The sequence below is a fragment of the Ruegeria sp. AD6 genome (genome assembly GCF_056542325.1).
This window is the reverse complement of sequence record NZ_JBQFZQ010000002.1, coordinates 107,194-120,596: the sequence shown is the minus strand read 5'-3', so window position 1 is coordinate 120,596 and position 13,403 is coordinate 107,194. Positions and strand designations below refer to the sequence as shown.

12 protein-coding genes are annotated in these 13,403 nt (G+C 60.0%); 5 read left to right on the top strand and 7 right to left on the bottom strand.

Translation table 11 applies throughout. The features are described 5' to 3' along the window. Positions 1-4: 4 nt before the first annotated feature. Positions 5-1,591 (bottom strand): capsule biosynthesis protein, encoded by a 1,587-nt coding sequence (locus ACR0KJ_RS07495; protein WP_170521756.1) that lies wholly within the window; start codon positions 1,589-1,591, stop codon positions 5-7. After that, entirely contained in the window at positions 1,569-2,228 is a 660-nt protein-coding gene (locus ACR0KJ_RS07490; RefSeq protein ID WP_170452578.1) for an ATP-binding cassette domain-containing protein, read from the bottom strand. Before ACR0KJ_RS07490 ends, ACR0KJ_RS07495 begins: the two co-directional genes overlap by 23 nt. A gap of 151 nt (positions 2,229-2,379) precedes the next feature. On the opposite strand from ACR0KJ_RS07490, the gene ACR0KJ_RS07485 reads away from it, so the two are divergent. Both ACR0KJ_RS07485 and ACR0KJ_RS07480 read left to right on the top strand, forming a co-directional pair. Continuing rightward, positions 2,380-2,967: a uracil-DNA glycosylase family protein gene (locus tag ACR0KJ_RS07485; RefSeq protein WP_480626340.1), complete on the top strand. Its 588-nt coding sequence runs from the start codon at positions 2,380-2,382 to the stop codon at positions 2,965-2,967. Beyond that, the gene (locus ACR0KJ_RS07480; RefSeq protein ID WP_480626339.1) at positions 2,960-3,748 is read left to right on the top strand and encodes an SseB family protein; all 789 of its coding nucleotides are present in this window, start codon (positions 2,960-2,962) and stop codon (positions 3,746-3,748) included. The genes ACR0KJ_RS07485 and ACR0KJ_RS07480 overlap by 8 nt, the downstream gene beginning before the upstream one ends. Before the next feature lie 57 nt (positions 3,749-3,805). Here ACR0KJ_RS07480 and yghU read toward each other — a convergent pair whose 3' ends face one another. Then, positions 3,806-4,684 carry a glutathione-dependent disulfide-bond oxidoreductase gene (gene yghU, locus ACR0KJ_RS07475; RefSeq protein WP_170452572.1) on the bottom strand — a complete coding sequence of 293 codons (879 nt, stop codon included), beginning with the start codon at positions 4,682-4,684 and terminating at the stop codon, positions 3,806-3,808. 239 nt (positions 4,685-4,923) lie between these two features. Between yghU and ACR0KJ_RS07470 the strand changes: the two genes are divergently transcribed. Further along, positions 4,924-5,442: a YHS domain-containing (seleno)protein gene (locus ACR0KJ_RS07470; RefSeq protein WP_480626338.1), complete on the top strand. Its 519-nt coding sequence runs from the start codon at positions 4,924-4,926 to the stop codon at positions 5,440-5,442. Between the two features lie 59 nt (positions 5,443-5,501). Here the strand turns inward: ACR0KJ_RS07470 and ACR0KJ_RS07465 are convergent, their stop codons facing one another. After that, positions 5,502-6,152, bottom strand: coding sequence for a J domain-containing protein (locus ACR0KJ_RS07465; protein WP_170453140.1), 651 nt, complete (start codon positions 6,150-6,152; stop codon positions 5,502-5,504). Positions 6,153-6,386: 234 nt separating this feature from the next. After that, entirely contained in the window at positions 6,387-7,253 is an 867-nt protein-coding gene (gene metF / locus ACR0KJ_RS07460; protein ID WP_170622907.1) for a methylenetetrahydrofolate reductase [NAD(P)H], read from the bottom strand. A gap of 94 nt (positions 7,254-7,347) precedes the next feature. Between metF and ACR0KJ_RS07455 the strand changes: the two genes are divergently transcribed. Both ACR0KJ_RS07455 and ACR0KJ_RS07450 read left to right on the top strand, forming a co-directional pair. After that, on the top strand, positions 7,348-8,253 hold the full coding sequence (locus ACR0KJ_RS07455; RefSeq protein WP_170452567.1) for a LysR family transcriptional regulator: 906 nt from the start codon (positions 7,348-7,350) through the stop codon (positions 8,251-8,253). Between the two features lie 98 nt (positions 8,254-8,351). After that, positions 8,352-9,137 (top strand): inositol monophosphatase family protein, encoded by a 786-nt coding sequence (locus tag ACR0KJ_RS07450; protein WP_170622909.1) that lies wholly within the window; start codon positions 8,352-8,354, stop codon positions 9,135-9,137. A gap of 7 nt (positions 9,138-9,144) precedes the next feature. On the opposite strand, the gene ACR0KJ_RS07445 is transcribed toward ACR0KJ_RS07450, so the two are convergent. Then, entirely contained in the window at positions 9,145-9,888 is a 744-nt protein-coding gene (locus ACR0KJ_RS07445) for a rhomboid family intramembrane serine protease (protein ID WP_170521763.1), read from the bottom strand. A 42-nt stretch (positions 9,889-9,930) separates the two neighbouring features. Beyond that, positions 9,931-13,329 carry a bifunctional proline dehydrogenase/L-glutamate gamma-semialdehyde dehydrogenase PutA gene (putA, locus tag ACR0KJ_RS07440; RefSeq protein ID WP_480626337.1) on the bottom strand — a complete coding sequence of 1,133 codons (3,399 nt, stop codon included), beginning with the start codon at positions 13,327-13,329 and terminating at the stop codon, positions 9,931-9,933. Positions 13,330-13,403 lie beyond the last annotated feature (74 nt).

Genomic DNA, 13,403 nt, shown 5'->3' with positions numbered 1-13,403 from the left:
GGTCTTATGAGGATACCTGTTCACGAAGGACCGACGCGGTAAGCGAGATCATCAGGTAGATACCAGCAAACAACAGGAAAGCCAAAATCGTATTTTCGAACTTGCGCGGATAGGACGGATCCTGGCTGGGAACCGGGTTCACCGAGACGGTCAGATACCGCACCTGCCTGTTGGCCTCGGTGCGCGTGGTTTCCATGTATTGCATAGCGTTTTGCAGCATCATGTCCCGCGCGACCAGATCGGCCTGCGCCATCTGAATCCGCACGCTCAACCGCGCCAGCGAGTTTTCGCCTGCCGAAACATCCAGCATCTCGGCATTCAGGTTGTCCAGCACCACTTCCAGCCGTGCGATATCGGCTGTGACCCCGTCGACCTTGGCCTTGTTGGGCCGCAGATTGTCAAGAAGGGCCGCCAGTTCCAGGTTTTTGTCCTGCAACAGAATTTCGATTTCGTTGATCCGCCCGCGTAGCCCGGCGATCACATTTTCGGGGTCCAGAATCGCGCCCTGAAGCTGCAACTCGATCAGGTCTTCCTGCGCCTGACGGCGCGCCTGTTGCGCGGATTCAAAGCTTTCCAGCGCGTCACGCATCTGGTCGTCGCGCTTTTCACCGGACAGTTTGTTCACCCGACCTTCGGCGTAAGAGATCAAGCGATCGGAAAACTCGGCCGAGGTTTGCGGGTCAGGGGCAATCACCTCCATCCGGATGATCCCGTCCGTGGGGTCATAGCCGATCGTGACGATGCGGCTGTATAGCTTATAGGCTTCCTCAAGCGTAGCGTCGGCTGCCAGCCTTTGGATCGGATCAATCCAATCCTGTTGAAAGACTTCGGTAAAGCTTGCGTCATTGTCCAGCAGCAGCAACGCCTCTTTCGATTCCAGAAAATCCTGAACCGAGACCGAATCCTGTGCCGTGGCAAATTGCGTACCGGACAGCAGGCCACCGACGGCCCCACCCGCACTATCTGCCTGCAGGATCGAGAAGGACGAATTGCTGGCATACATCGGGGTCGCGATTCGATAGAAATAGAACCCCACAACAAAGGTGGGCAGCAGTACAAACGCTGCCAGCCGTGCGAACAGCGCAAACAGCTTGACGCGCCGCCTGCGCGCGATGTCCTTCTGGATTTGACCGATTTCAAGGTTTCGGCGTTCTGCCGGACTCATCTCGGGGCCCGGCGGGCTGAATTCCTTGTGCTGCACGGTTTGCGGCAGCTGTATCCTGACCTTGTCCTTGGGCTTTTTCGACGTTGTGCTGCCTTGGGAGGTTTTGGCGGCGGCAAGGTCCAGCAGGTTTGTCCGCTCGAACGGGTCGATCCCCTTTTTCCGCAACAGACGAACGGCATCATAATCGGACGAGGCCGCAAGCCCGTGTTTCTGCGCCAGCCGACGGGCAATGCGTAGCTGCCGACCGGTCAGCCCCTCACGCTTGATGTCATCCAGTTCGGTTCCGGGCTGCGGGGCGTTTGCGGCAGATGGTCCTTCGGTCGCGCTGCGAATGCGCGAGATCGCATCTGCGCGCGCCTCGGCCGAGCCTTCGACCGGCTGCTTGCGGCGCAAGTTGTATTTTCTAACCTTGGGTTTCGTAGTCATATAACTGTTTTGCCTCTTCCAAGGTTTCAAACATGTAAAGCTGCCCGTCCAAAAGAACCGCGGCTTGCTGTGCAAATTTTTCCAGCGTCGATGGACTGTGCGACACGATCACAAGGGTCGTCGTGCGCAGCCTTTCCCGCAGGATGTCACCGGCCTTCTTGTTGAATTCAACATCCGTGGACGAGGGCATCCCCTCATCAATCAGGTACATGTCGAAATCCAGCGCCAGCATCAGCGAGAAGGTGAAACGTGAGCGCATGCCGGAAGAATAGGTCGACAGGGGCTGGTTGAAATATTCGCCCAGATTGCACAGCCAGCTGCAATACGCCTCGACATAGTCAGGATCCATGCCGTAGATTTTTGCGATATAGCGCGCGTTTTCCAGCGCGGACATCTTGCTGGAAACGCCACCTGTGAAACCCATCGGGAAAGACACCCGGCAATCGCGGCGAATGACGCCTTCATCCGGTTTTTCCAGCCCGGCCATCATATTGATAAGCGTGGTTTTTCCCGTGCCATTGGGCGCAAGAATGCCAAGGGATGTACCCAGTTCGACCCGGAACGAGACCCTGTCCAGGATCACCTTGCGGCGCGTCCCGGTCCAAAAGGACTTGCTGACATTCTCGAACTCAAGCATAGGTGGCCTGCTGCTCAATCCAGTTTTCGTGTCGCTCTTGTCGGGCGATGAGGGAGAGTGTTCCCTATCGGCCCATGTTGGCTACATTATGTCGAATTATGAAACAAATCATCAATATGCGCCAGCGGCAGGAAGGCTTACGTAACATTCCATGACCAGCCTGATGGAGGATATTCAGTCGTGTCGCCTGTGCGCCGATCAGTTCGCGCAGACGGCGACAGCGCATGTGCCGCGCCCTGTGGTCTGGTTTCAGCCGGGCACTCCGATTCTTGTCGCGGGGCAGGCGCCGGGTGCGCGGGTTCATGCCTCGGGGCGGCCGTTTACCGATCCATCCGGGGATCGCCTGCGCGACTGGCTGGGGATTGATGAGACCGTGTTCTACGACCGGGCCAGGCTGTCCATCGTGCCCATGGCCTTTTGCTTTCCGGGTTATGACGAAAAGAACGCGGACCTGCCGCCGCCGGCCCTTTGCCGGAAGACCTGGCATGATCGCGTCATGCAGGCCCTGGGGCAGGTGCCGTTGACCGTTCTGGTCGGCGGTCACGCGCATAAATACCACCTTGGTGTTCGCAGTTCGGTCACCGAGACGGTCAAAGACTGGAAAACCCACGCCCCGCGCGTCTTTGCCTTGCCTCATCCGTCGTGGCGCAATACGGCATGGCTGAAGAAAAACCCGTGGTTCGAGGCCGACCTGCTGCCGGTTCTGCGCGCGCGGGTGCAAGAGGTGTTGAATGACTGAGACAACCGCGCTGGATACAGCCCATGCCGCAATGCAGGCCGCCCCGCAGGACGACACCGCCCGGCTGAGGTTTTTCGAACGTCTGGCGGATAGTGAGCTGTTCCTGATGCTGACCGAAGAAGCACAGGGCGAGAACATCTCACCGGAAGTGTTCGACGTCGCAGATGGGCAGTTCGTCCTGGCCTTTGATCGCGAGGACCGGCTGGCGCAGTTTGCGAGCCGTCCGGTGCCCTATGTGGCGCTGTCCGGTCGGGTACTGTCATCCATGCTTGCGGGGCAGGGTATTGGCTTGGGTCTGAACCTCGAAGTTGCACCTTCTTCGATGCTGATCTCGTCCGAGGCGCTGGGGTGGTTGGCGACAACCCTTCAACACGCCCCCGAAGAAGTGCACGAGAAGCTGGCCGAGTTCCTGCCACCTGCGGGTCTGCCTGATATGCTGCTGACCGCGCTGGACGCCAAGCTGGCCACCGCCGGGGGGCTGGCACAGGCGGCCTATTTGGTGGCGACCAGATCGCAAAGCGGTGTGTCAGGTCACTTGCTGGGATTTGTCGGGGCGATCGAAGGCGCAGAACCCGCGCTGGCCAAGGCCGCGTCCGAGGCGCTGACCTTTTCGGGGATCGAGGCCGGGGCGATGGATGTGGGCTTTTTTGCCACGGACGACGTGGCGGCAGGATTGCTGGCCAAAACCGGGCTGAGGTTCGATCTGCCGCAGCCCGAGATGCCCGAGACTGTCCGGCCCATACCTGGAAGCGACCCGGCCAAACCCCCGATCCTGAAATAGGCCCCGCCCAAAAGGAAAACGCGGCGCAAACCAGCGCCGCGTCGTCTTTTTCGCCGGTTATTCGGCAGCAGGTTCCAGTTTGTCCTGCGTTCGGGTCTCGAAATCGCTGGCCTCGTGCCGTTCATGAAGCTGCATATGCGGCTCGCCAAACGGGCGGTTGACCATGCGTCCCCGCAGAACAGCCGGGCGTTCGTCGATGGCCTTGGCCCAGCGCATGACGTTCTTGTAGGATTCGACATCCAGAAACTCGGCGGCGTCGTACAGACGACCCAGCACAAGCTGACCGTACCAGGGCCAGATCGCCATATCGGCAATCGAATAATCCTCACCCGCGATAAAGGTTTTCTTGGCCAGCTCCCGATCCAGAACGTCCAACTGGCGCTTCGCCTCCATGGCAAAGCGGTTGATCGGATATTCCCATTTTTCAGGTGCATAGGCGTAGAAATGACCGAACCCGCCGCCCAGATAGGGCGCGCTGCCCATCTGCCAGAAAACCCAGTTCATCACCTCGGTCCGCTCTGGCCCCGATTTGGGCAGGAAGGCGTCAAATTTCTCGGCCAGATGGAACAGGATCGAGGCGCTTTCAAAAACGCGCACAGGCTCATCACCTGACCGGTCCCACAGCGCAGGAATTTTCGAGTTTGGATTGGCACCGACAAAGCCGGAACTGAACTGGTCGCCTTCGCCGATATTGACCAGCCAGGCATTGTACTCAGCCTCTTCATGGCCCAGGGCCAACAGCTCTTCCAGCATGATCGTGACCTTGACGCCATTGGGCGTGGCCAGCGAATACAGTTGCAGGGGATGGCGACCTACGGGCAGATCCTTGTCGTGGGTGGCACCTGCAATCGGCCGGTTGATATTGGCAAACCGCCCGCCGCTTTCGCTGTCCCAGGTCCAGACTTTCGGAGGGGTGTAAGTGGATTGATCGCTCATCTCGTGCCTTTCTGTCCAATGCCGGGGGTCCGCGCACCCAATCGTCTAACAGCTAATGTTGCAGTATCCAGAGTCCAACCCCGTGTTGTTGTAATAAATTCAGACAAACCTCTCACGTTTTCTCGTTCTTGGTCACAGCGGCGCGAGGGGGACTACGCAGCCCCAAAAAATAGCATATTGTCTCGACAGTCCCGCCAACACGGCACCCTTGGGCAGATGACTTGAAAAGGATTGACCACATGAAACGCTTTGCTTTGACCTTTGCCGCGGCCATGGCCCTGGCAGTTCCAGCTTTCGCTGGCCCGCAATATGTCGACGGCACCGGTTTTGCTGTCTCTGGGTATGACGTTGTTGCCTATCGCAGCCTGGATCAGGTTGCTGTTGGTCAGTCGCAACCCGAAGGTGTGCGCGGAAATGCAGACATCACCGCCGAATATAACGGTGCCACCTGGGCCTTCGCGACAAAAGAAAACCGCGACAAGTTCCTGGAAAACCCGGCCTATTACGCGCCGCAATATGACGGCCACTGCGCGTATGGCGTATCCAAGGGCGGTAAGGTTCCGGCCAACCCGAACCTGTGGCGCATCGTCGATGACAAGCTGTACCTGAACATCACCGATGTTGTTGTCGGTTTCTGGGAAGAAGATGTTCCGGGCAACATCAACATCGCCGAAGGCAACTGGCCGGGTATCGAAGGGGGTGACGCCTCCACCAGCGTCATTCCGAAGTTCACTTCGGAAGGCCCGATCACAAACTAAGGCCACTCACGACCCACAGCCCGGCTCTCACCCCCTCAAGAGCCGGGCTTTCCGCGCGGTTAACTCGCCAGCCAGTATTCGTTGCGAATGGCCTGATCGGCCTCAAACCGGATGCGCACACTTTTCGCCCCCGGAAATTTGCGTTCGCAGATTGTGTCCGGGATCACGACCTCTCCGGCCCCTTTGTCATTTGACTGGAAGCTCAGAACTTCGGTCTCGGTATTGCGCGAAGCGCTGAGGACAGAGGTCGGCAGAGCGACCCGATTGGCCCCCTGGCAGACCGGTGTTGTGACGAAATACGTCAGATGACGCCCATAACATCCAACCGCATCCGGAACGTGGTCGGACGCGACATAGTTGGACTCATCCCGCTGCGACATATGCGGCAGAGCGCGACCGGGATCCAGCATCGCCTGACAGGTTGCGATATCTTCGGGCGCAAGCTCGATGATGCGCTTTCTCAGGCGTGGCCGTTTCGGCTTGCGCGGTCCGGTATCGGCCTCTTTCGCGGTGTAGCCCTTTTTGCGCAGATAATCATAGGCCGCCTTGGCCCGCGCGAAATTTGTTGAATCCCCACCTGTGTGATCAGGATGGGCATGAAAGGCGATCCGCCGCCATGCGTCTCGGATGTCTTCTGAATCGGCGTCCGGGTCCAGTCCCAGATCCGCCAAAGCGTCCTTGCGAGCCTTGAACTCGTCGACGTGCTCCATACTCATTTCACTCTTTACAACCACACATCCTCAGTTTCCCGAGTGTCGTGTTTTTGTCAATTTTTACAGAGTATTGAGTTGGGCTGGGGTGACAATGCGAAGCCAGAATGCGGATTGTTCCTGATTTCGGGCGAACCTTTGGGTGCAGTGTCAGCACCAGCTTTCCGGCGGTTTGCGAACACAAAAAAGCCCGGGCCAGTTTTGGACCCGGGCAAGGCGCAATGAATGGTTGAATTAGGCGACGTTCTGCAATTCGGCCTTGGGTGTGATGCCCAGCGCAAAACACACGTCACGGGTCAGTTCCGGGCGGTTCAGCGTGTAGAAATGCAGCTTGTCCACGCCGCCTTCGATCAGGTCAGAGCACAACTCGGTGCACAGCGCCGTGGCCAGAAGATCTTCACGATCATCGCGAATGGCTTTCTCGAACGCCTGATCGATCCAATCGGGAACGTGGGTGCCGCAGCGCTGGGCAAAGCTGCGCGCGCCCTTCCAATTTTCGATCGGCAGAATGCCGGGGACGATGGGCTTGTCGATACCCGCTTTCTCACAGGCATCACGGAACCGGAAAAAGGTCTCGGCCTCGAAGAAGAACTGGGTCAGCGCCTCATCGGCACCCGCGTCCAGCTTGGCTTTCAGCCAGTCCACATCCGCTTGCGTATTGCGGGCTTCGGGATGTTTGTCTGGATAGGCTCCAACGCGGATGCTGAACATCTCGGTCTCGGCCAGTGCCTCGATCAGTTCCACAGAATGCGCAAAGCCGTCGGGGTGGGGGATGAACTTGTCCTGTCCTTTTGGCGGATCGCCACGCAGGGCAACGATGTTTTCGACACCGGCGCGGGCGAACTTGTCAGCGATCTCAAGCGTTTCCTGACGCGAGGCATCGACGCAGGTCAGATGCGCCGCAACCGGCAGGCCAGACGACTTGTGCAGCGTCGCAACCGCATCCCGCGTCAACTCGCGCGTGGTGCCGCCTGCGCCATAGGTGACCGAAACAAACCGGGGCTCTAGCGGGGCTAGTGTTTGCACCGTGTCCCAAAGGCGGAATGAGGCCTCAAGCGTTTTGGGCGGAAAGAACTCGAACGAAATTTCAGGTTTGGTCATCATGGCCTCACAGGATCAATTGAGCCTCTTGTGCCATGTGGGGCGATGTGAGACAAACTCATATTCTTCAAGAACAACATGAGGTGCGCGACATATGCACATCGAGTTCCGGCACCTGCGAACCATCAAGGCCATCCATGAATGCGGCGGGCTGGCGCGTGCGGCGGATCAGCTGAACATCACGCAATCCGCGCTGAGCCACCAGATCAAAGGGCTTGAGGATCAGGCTGGGGTCGAACTGTTCCTGCGCCGGTCGAAGCCGATGAAACTGTCCGCCGCCGGACTGCGCCTGTTGCGTCTGGCGGAACAGATTCTGCCGCAGGTCGAAGCTGCCCAGCAGGAGTTCACTTCGCTGCGTGACGGTCGCACGGGCCGGATGCATATCGCCATCGAGTGTCACGCCTGTTTCGAATGGCTGTTCCCGGTGCTGGAATCCTTCCGGAAGTCCTGGGGTGACGTGGATGTCGACATTCGCCCCGGTCTGGCTTTTGATGCTTTGCCCGCATTGCAGAAGGAAGAAGTTGATCTGGTCGTCTCATCCGACCCCGAAGATCTGCCGGGTGTCGAGTTTGTCGAACTGTTCGACTACAACGCGGTGTTTGTCGCCGCCTCATCCCATCCGCTGGCCGAGAAGGATTATATCGAGGCCGAGGATTTTCGTGGTCAGACCCTGATCACCTATCCGGTTGAGCGCACGCGTCTGGATGTCTTCAGTCAGCTGTTGATCCCGGCGCGGGTCGAACCGGCCGCCATCCGGCAGGTCGAACTGACGGCGGTGATCCTGCTGCTGGTTGCGTCGAACCGGGGCATTTCGGTCCTGCCCGACTGGGTCGTGCGCGAGGTCAAGTACAACTCGGATTACGTCACCCGGCCACTGACGAGTGAGGGGATCACGCGCCGTCTATATGCCGCCGTCCGCTCGGAAGATCTGGAAAAACCCTTTGTGCAGGAACTGGTCAAACTGGCCCGCGACGAGGCGCGCAAGCTGCAGGCCCAGTAGCGGCGTTTTGCGCGGGGCTGCTATGCGCATCATTCCTCTTGGCAAGGGCGCATTGCATCAGTATACGCGCGGTTTGACCGGACAGGAGCCTTTTCACAATGGTTGGCAGTGCAAATCTCAACATCATGATCAAAGCCGCGCGCAAGGCGGGGCGGTCTCTGGTCAAGGATTTCCGTGAAGTCGAGAACCTGCAGGTGTCGATGAAGGGCGCGGGCGACTTTGTGTCCAAGGCCGATATCGCCGCCGAGGCCATCCTGAAAGAAGAACTGCTGGGTGCGCGCCCGACCTATGGCTGGCTGGCCGAAGAGGGCGGTTCGATTGACGGCGAGGACCCGACCCGCCGCTGGATCGTCGATCCGCTGGACGGCACCACCAACTTCCTGCACGGTTTGCCGCATTGGGCGGTGTCCATCGCACTGGAACACAAGGGTAAGATCGTGTCCGGTGTGATCTACGACCCTGCCAAGGACGAGATGTTCTTTGCCGAAAAGGGCGAAGGCGCATGGATGAACGATATGCGTATCCGCGTGTCCGGTCGTCACCGCATGATTGAATCGATCTTCTCGACCGGTCTGCCCTTTGGTGGCCGTTCCGATCTACCTGCAACCCTGCAAGACCTTGCGCGCCTGATGCCCGCCTGCGCCGGTGTGCGTCGCTGGGGCGCTGCCGCCTTGGACATGGCCTATGTGGCGGCTGGCCGTTACGAAGGGTTCTGGGAACGCCGCCTGAACGCATGGGATCTGGCCGCAGGCATGATCATCGTGAAAGAAGCGGGTGGCTTTGTGCAGCCTTTGAACCCCGAAGGCAGCGTGCTGGAAGACGGCGAGGTTATCTGCGCCAACGAGCCAATCTTTGACAGTTTTGCCAAAGTGATCCGGGGCTAAGGCACGCCTACTTGCGCGGCACGCGCGGGATGCGCGTTTGCGAGAGTTTGTATTTCGTCTCGGGGTGTGGCGGATGGCCATGGGTGCGATCCCAGAACGCTGTGCCGCCGCGTTTCAGCCATAGCGGGATACACAGGATCAGCCCGACGACGAACCCTCCGGTATGGGCCCAATAGGCCACGCCGCCTTCGTCGGGGTTGCTGTTCAGGCTGCCGTAGAACTGCATCACCAGCCAGACGCCCAGCATCACAAAAGCCGGGATCGAAAAGACCCTGAAATAGACGATCAGGATCAGCAGAATATCGACGCGGGCCTTTGGGAACAGCAAAAGATAGCCGCCCATCACCCCGGCAATTGCGCCCGAGGCTCCGATTGTCGGCACCACCGAATCCGGCGCAGTAATGACGTGGATCAGCCCGGCCCCTAATCCGGCGACGAGATAGAAGAGCAGAAAGGGCAGGTGGCCCATTTCATCTTCCAGATTGTCCCCGAAGATCCAAAGAAACAGCATGTTCCCGGCCAGATGCATCCAGCCGCCATGCAGGAACATGGACGTCACGAATGTCTCGAACGCATAGCCATCCGCGATGCGCGCGGGAATGATCGCGTAGTCGAAATAGAACCGCTGGATCAATTGCGGGTTATCCATGATCCCCACATAGCTGAGGAAGATCAGGATATTCGCCGCCATCAGCGTGTAAACGACATAGGGCGTGCGCCCCGAGGGGTTATGGTCGCGGATCGGAAACATGGCGCGACGCTGGGCTTTTCAGGGCCCAGCGTCAAGGTCAGCTTATGCCGCACCGCCCAACAACGCGGCGTTACCGCCTGCGGCTGTGGTATCGACACAGACATGCCGTTCGCCCAACACGCGGGCGCGGTCCGGCAGGCCGGGGATCAGCGGCAGGATCGGACCGTCGCGACGGGCCAGATGCTGTTCGATCTGACGGGCGGTATCCTCATCGCCCCACCACAAAACGCCCGAAATGCCGGTCAGGTTCTCCAAGCGATGCAGATCAAGCGCTCCGGCAGCCTCAATCGCGGTTCCACCCAAGGCCAGAACCGCATCGGCCTGTGCATGTGATGCCGTGGAACCGGGGCCAAGGCATAGGACCGGTGGCCGTGCAAACTCGGACAACCGGTTCGATTCCCCTGTCGGTCCGGGCAGGGTTTGCGTCTGAACCGGTGCAGGTTGGCCTTTTGGCGCGGGCAACTCTGCCGATGCGCTCCAGGTCTCAGATGCCGACTGGCGATCCGGTGCGCAGAACCGGGCCATATAGTTGGGGCCCCCCGCCTTGGGCCCGGTGCCCGACAGCCCCTCGCCACCGAAGGGCTGAGAACCGACGATGGCCCCGATCTGGTTGCGGTTGACATAGACGTTGCCCGCGTGGATCGCCTCGGTCACGTGCTGAACACGGTCGTCGATACGGGTGTGCAGGCCGAAGGTCAGGCCATACCCTGTGGCGTTGATGTCCGCGATCACCTGATCGATCTCTTGCGCCTTAAAGCGGGCCACGTGCAGAACCGGGCCAAAGATTTCACGCTCAAGATCAGCGATACCGCTGATTTCGATCAGTGTCGGGGCGATAAACACCCCCTCGGGCGGGGTGCCGAGTTCCTTGAGAACGCGACCTTCGGCCCGCGCTTTGGAGACATGATCCGCAATGCCCTGACGCGCGGTTTCGTCGATCACCGGGCCGCAATCGGTTGAAATCAGCCACGGGTCGCCGACGCGCAGCGCATCCATCGCGCCTTTCAGCATCGTCAACACATCCTCGGCAATGTCCTCTTGCAGATACAGGCAACGCAGGGCGGAACAGCGCTGACCAGCGGATTGAAACGCGCTTTCGATGATCGATTGCACCGCCTGTTCCGGCAGCGCGGTGCTATCGACGATCATCGCATTCAGACCGCCGGTCTCGGCGATCAACGGCGTGCCGGGTCGCATGTTCTGCGCCATGGCCGAGCGGATTTTCAGCGCCGTTGCCGTCGATCCCGTGAAGGCCACGCCCGAGATGCGCGCATCCGAGGTCAGCGCCGCGCCCACCTCTGGCCCACCGGGCAGCAGTTGCAGCGCATCACGTGGCACCCCGGCCTCGTGCAGCAGCTGAATTGCGCGATGCGCGATCAGCGGGGTTTGCGGCGCGGGTTTTGCCAGAACCGCATTGCCGGTTGCCAGCGCTGCGGAAATCTGGCCGGTGAAGATCGCCAGCGGGAAGTTCCACGGGCTGATGCAGGTGAAAATCCCGGCAGGTTTGGCCGCAGGGATGTTGGCCGCATAGTAGCGCAGGAAATCCACCGCTTCGCGCAGCTCAGCCACCGCATCAAGCAGCGATTTCCCGGCCTCGCGGGCCAAAAGGGCGAACAGCTCACCGAAATGGGCCTCGTACAGATCAGCGGCCTTGTTCAGAACCTCAGCGCGTTGCGCGGCAGGGGCCTGCCAGGGGCTGGCCGAGGCCAAAGCCAGTTCGACATCTGCGGTGCTGGCGGGGGCAACCGCGCCGGGCTTGTCCTGAGGGTGCGCCGGATTGATCACAGGTTGATCCGCCGCGGGTTTGGCCTGTTCGGACAGCAGGGGCTGCGCATACCAGTGATGCGCCCGGAACCGGTCCCGCGCCGCGTCGATCTTGTCGAGCGTCGGTGTATGCCGCAGGTCAAACCCCTTGGAATTCGGGCGTTCCGGCAGAAACAGCTCCGGCCCGGTCGGAAGCGGTGTCGAGGCCGCCTGAACAGCGGTGAACGGGTCGGCGGCAACCTCTTCCGGCGGCACGGCCTCATCCACGATCTGGTTCACGAAGGACGAGTTCGCACCGTTTTCCAGCAAGCGCCGGACCAGATAGGCCAGAAGGTCACGATGCGCCCCGACGGGAGCATAGATGCGGCAGCGGGTCTTGTGCTTTTCCATGACCAGTTGATGCAGTGTCTCACCCATGCCGTGCAGGCGTTGGAATTCGAACGGCTGGTCCTCGGCGATATGAAGAATGGCGCTGACGGTGTGGGCGTTGTGGGTCGCGAATTGCGGATAAATGCGGTCGGTCATGCCCAGCAACTTGCGCGCATTGGCGACATAGGACACATCGGTTGCGGCCTTGTGGGTAAAGACAGGGAACCCATCGACCCCTTCGACCTGCGCACGCTTGATCTCGGTATCCCAATAGGCGCCTTTAACCAGACGGACCATCAGCTTGCGGTCATGGCGCTGTGCCATGTCATAGAGAGTGTCCAGCACCAACCCCGCACGCGGCCCGTAAGCCTGCACAACGATGCCGAACCCATCCCATCCGGCCAGCGCAGGCTCGGCCATGACCTCTTCGATCACTTGCAACGACAAGGACAGTCGGTCGGCCTCTTCGGCATCCACGTTCAAACCCATGCCAGCGGCTTTGGCCAAAAGGGCCAATGCGCGCAGGCGCGGCACCAGCTCATCCATGACACGCTCTTTCTGTGCCAATTCATAGCGCGGGTGCAGGGCGGACAACTTGACCGAGATGCCGGGGTTTGCGCGGATGTCGTCATGGGTGCACGCCTCGGCAATGGCGGCGATGGCGCGGGAATAGGATAGGTGATAGCGGGCGGCATCTGCCTCGGTGCGCGCTGCCTCGCCCAGCATGTCATAGGAATAGGTGTAGCCCTTGGCCTCCATCCCGCTGGCGCGACCCATGGCGGATTGAATGGTCTCTCCCAGAACGAACTGCCGGCCCATTTCCTTCATGGCGCGGCCAACGGCCGTGCGAATGACCGGCTCACCCAGCCGTTTGATCGCCCCGCGCAGGGCGCTGACGGGGGACGCCTTGCCCTCATCCAGCACCTTGCCGGTCAGCATCAAAGCCCAGGTCGAGGCATTGACCAGCGAGGATGAGGACTGACCCAGATGCTTGCCCCAGTCCGAGGGCGCAATCTTGTCTTCGATCAGCGCGTCGATCGTGTCTGCATCCGGCACGCGCAACAGCGCCTCGGCCAGACACATCAGGGCCACGCCTTCGTCGGTCGACAGGCCGTATTCGGCCAGAAACACCTCCATCATCCCCGGCGAGGTGCTTGACCGGATGTCGCGGACAAGCTGGGCGGCGGCGGCGCAAATGACGGTGCGATCTGCGTCGGTCAGGTTTGCCGTGTCGATCAGGGACTGCAGCACAGATGACTGGTCCGCATAGGTTTGAGTGTCGATTAGGGTGCGCAGGCTGTGTGACATGAATCCTCCGGGCGTTTTTAGTAGTATATTCGTAAAAAATCAGGACAATCGCTTGAAGGTTGATGTATCATGGG

Coding starts and splice junctions, on each gene's coding strand:
- metF (WP_170622907.1), bottom strand. CDS start 7,253: ATGACCAAACCTGAAATTTCGTTCGAGTTCTTTCCGCCCAAAACGCTT.
- ACR0KJ_RS07495 (WP_170521756.1), bottom strand. CDS start 1,591: ATGACTACGAAACCCAAGGTTAGAAAATACAACTTGCGCCGCAAGCAG.
- yghU (WP_170452572.1), bottom strand. CDS start 4,684: ATGAGCGATCAATCCACTTACACCCCTCCGAAAGTCTGGACCTGGGAC.
- ACR0KJ_RS07450 (WP_170622909.1), top strand. CDS start 8,352: ATGGTTGGCAGTGCAAATCTCAACATCATGATCAAAGCCGCGCGCAAG.
- ACR0KJ_RS07470 (WP_480626338.1), top strand. CDS start 4,924: ATGAAACGCTTTGCTTTGACCTTTGCCGCGGCCATGGCCCTGGCAGTT.
- ACR0KJ_RS07480 (WP_480626339.1), top strand. CDS start 2,960: ATGACTGAGACAACCGCGCTGGATACAGCCCATGCCGCAATGCAGGCC.
- ACR0KJ_RS07490 (WP_170452578.1), bottom strand. CDS start 2,228: ATGCTTGAGTTCGAGAATGTCAGCAAGTCCTTTTGGACCGGGACGCGC.
- ACR0KJ_RS07445 (WP_170521763.1), bottom strand. CDS start 9,888: ATGTTTCCGATCCGCGACCATAACCCCTCGGGGCGCACGCCCTATGTC.
- ACR0KJ_RS07485 (WP_480626340.1), top strand. CDS start 2,380: ATGACCAGCCTGATGGAGGATATTCAGTCGTGTCGCCTGTGCGCCGAT.
- putA (WP_480626337.1), bottom strand. CDS start 13,329: ATGTCACACAGCCTGCGCACCCTAATCGACACTCAAACCTATGCGGAC.
- ACR0KJ_RS07465 (WP_170453140.1), bottom strand. CDS start 6,152: ATGGAGCACGTCGACGAGTTCAAGGCTCGCAAGGACGCTTTGGCGGAT.
- ACR0KJ_RS07455 (WP_170452567.1), top strand. CDS start 7,348: ATGCACATCGAGTTCCGGCACCTGCGAACCATCAAGGCCATCCATGAA.